Source organism: Novosphingobium mathurense (genome assembly GCF_900168325.1).
Lineage (GTDB): Bacteria > Pseudomonadota > Alphaproteobacteria > Sphingomonadales > Sphingomonadaceae > Novosphingobium > Novosphingobium mathurense.
Window position 1 is genome coordinate 1 of the sequence record NZ_FVZE01000032.1, and the last position, 2,664, is coordinate 2,664.

Annotated in this window: 2 protein-coding genes; both read right to left on the reverse strand. The window is 61.6% G+C overall.

Annotation, left to right across the window (positions count from 1 at the left end; all coding sequences use genetic code 11):
- Positions 1–150 precede the first annotated feature (150 nt).
- Entirely contained in the window at positions 151–903 is a 753-nt protein-coding gene (gene istB, locus B5483_RS22680) for an IS21-like element helper ATPase IstB (RefSeq protein ID WP_079732150.1), read from the reverse strand.
- Between the two features lie 29 nt (positions 904–932).
- Positions 933–2,450 carry an IS21 family transposase gene (gene istA / locus B5483_RS22685; RefSeq protein WP_139384145.1) on the reverse strand — a complete coding sequence of 506 codons (1,518 nt, stop codon included), beginning with the start codon at positions 2,448–2,450 and terminating at the stop codon, positions 933–935.
- Positions 2,451–2,664: the final 214 nt, after the last annotated feature.

Sequence of the window (2,664 nt, forward strand, 5' to 3'; positions counted from 1 at the left end):
TGCGTATTCCGATGAAGTCGGCCAGACATTCCGATACGAAGTCGGCCATGTTTTCCGACGCGAAGCCGGCCAGGGATTCCGATTTGATGTCGGCCACCTGATGAGCCTCCCGCGAGGGTAATTTGCATATCCGTTCCGAGGCGGCTTTGGTCAAGCTTGCGGAGCGATGGGGTTGTCAGTTCGTGTCTTGCGCAGGCTCTCGCCCTGGAGTTCGATGCGGTAAGCATTGTGCGCCAAGCGGTCCAGGATGGCATCGGCGATGGTGGGATCGCCTATCAAGTCATACCAGCGTTCCACAGGCAGTTGGCTGGTAAGGATTGTGGATCGACGCTGATGCCGGTCTTCGATGATATCCATCAAGTCGCGGCGCTGTTCTGCAGTCAGTTTCTCGGGGCCCCAGTCGTCCAGGATCAGGAGTTCGGTGCGGCCGAGCGAACGCATCAGGCGATCATGGCGCCCTAGTCCCCGAGCGAGCGCGAGAGAGGCGAACAGTCTGGGCGCTCGATGATAGGCGACCGAGAAGTCATCTCGGCAGGCCTTCTGGCCGAGGGCGCAGACCAGCCAGCTTTTGCCGAGGCCAGTCGGCCCTGTAACCAGGAGGTCATGCCCGGCTCGGATCCAGTCGCAAGTGGTGAGCTTGAGGAACATCGCCCGGTCCAGGCCCCGCACAGCCCGGTAATCGACGTCCTCGATAGTGGCATTCATGCGCAACCGTGCAACGCGGGCGCGGGCCTCGAACCGCTTCTGGTTACGCGCCGTCACTTCATGATCAAGCAGCAGGCCCAGCCATTCGGCATGGTCCATGTTGCGGGTCTCGGGTAGCCCCTCGAGGGTACGGAATGCAGCGGCCATGCCGCTGAGACCAAGATTGTGCAGCAAGTCGAACGTAGGGTGCTTCAACATAAGGGTGCCTTTCGCTGAATGAGATTGGTTCAGTGGTAGTAGTCGCGACCGCGCAGGTTGCTGTGGTCAGTCACGGCGGGCTCAGCGTTCGCGCTCACGCCATTTGCCGTGCGGTTGATGATGATCGCCGAGATGCTCTTGTAGGAGAACGCGCCGATTGCGACGGCGTGGGCGGAGACCATTTCGGCATAGGCGGGCTCAAGGTCGCGGTAGAGCCGCAGTACCCCAAGGCAACTCCTGAAGCCCTGCTCGGGATGCGCCCGTCGGGCGAGGATGGCGATGATCAGGCCTTCGGTCTGTGGGCCGATCGCGCTTCCCCAGCGCTGGAAGCGTTCCGGGGTCCACTCGGCATAATGTCGGTGAGAACTGGGCATGTGATCGGGCGTTGTCCCATGCCGGGTAACGCCGCCATATCGGCGCTGGTGGGTGGCGATGCGCTGGCCACGATGGAAGATTTCGATGCCACGCTCCGTTGCGCGCAGATCGACTTGCTGGCCGATCAGTGCGTGCGGAACCGAGTAGAAGTAGCCATCATATTCAACGTGATAATCGATATTGACCCGGGCCAGACACCAATCGGCATATTCATAATCCTCCTCTGGGAGGGGTTGGAGTGCGGGGCGCTCGATCGTCTCGAGCAGATGACGGCGGCTGACCCCGATGCGGCGCATGACTTTGCCGTTGAGCACTTCGAGTGCCGGGAGGATTGCCCGGTTGGCATCGTCCAGCGAGAAGAAGGTCTGGTTACGCAGCCGACCCAGGATATAGGTCTGCGCCAGGCGGACCCCGGCTTCCACTTTCGCCTTATCCCTGGGTTTACGAGGCCGTGCCGGGAGCACCCCGACGCTGTAATGCGCGGCCATCATGCCGTAGCTGCGGTTGATCTCCGGGTCGTAGAACGATGCCTTGTTCACCCCCGCCTTGAGGTTGTCGGGCACCAGAAGCCTTGGCACCCCACCAATGTGACGCAGCAGGCGCACATGTGAGCGGATCCAGTCTGCCTTCTGCTGCGTCCAGGTCACTTCGGCGTAGGTGTAGCTCGAGGCGCCCAGCACGCCGACGAACAGTTCGGCCTCGCGGATTTCGCCGGTCATCCTGTCGATGAACGGGACCTTCTTGCCCGAGTAATCCACGAACAGCTTGTCGCCAGCGACATGCTCCTGGCGCATCACCGGCGACATCCGCTTCTGGAAGCCGCGCATCAGATCACAAAAACGGCTGTAGCCGTAGCCAGCGGGATGGGAGGCGCGATACTCTTCCCACAATAGGTGCAGCGTTACGCCCGGTCGCTTCAACTCACAAAGCAGCACCGCCCAGTCCGGCTCGGGACGCCGCCGGAAACCCGTCTTTGCCCCCGCCTTGGTGAACAGCCGCGTCTGCAGCACATCGTCAGTCAACTCGTCTGGCAATGGCCATGTCAGGCCGGCCGCCTTGGCCCGTCCCAGGTAGTCCTGGATCGTGCTGCGCGCCACGTTCACCGTACGGCCAATCTCGCGCGCGGAAACACCCTCTCCGGCAAGTCGCAGCATCAGTCGTATCTGTCGCATACTCATCTCTCTCTTCGCGGGCATCCGCCACTCCTCGATTGCCGAAGAGGCAGATTGCCCGATGGGGAACTTCCCTCGGAGAGACTTCAATCAGGTGGCCGGGAATTCTTCGGAATCCCTGGCCGACATCAGTCGGAATAGGTGGCCGGCTTCAAATCGGAATGGTGGCCGACATCAAATCGGAATCCCCGGCCGGCTTCCTTCGGAATCCGCA

Excerpts from the sequence above, each read along its gene's own strand:
- istB (WP_079732150.1), bottom strand. The coding sequence starts at position 903 with ATGTTGAAGCACCCTACGTTCGACTTGCTGCACAATCTTGGTCTCAGC.
- istA (WP_139384145.1), bottom strand. The coding sequence starts at position 2,450 with ATGCGACAGATACGACTGATGCTGCGACTTGCCGGAGAGGGTGTTTCC.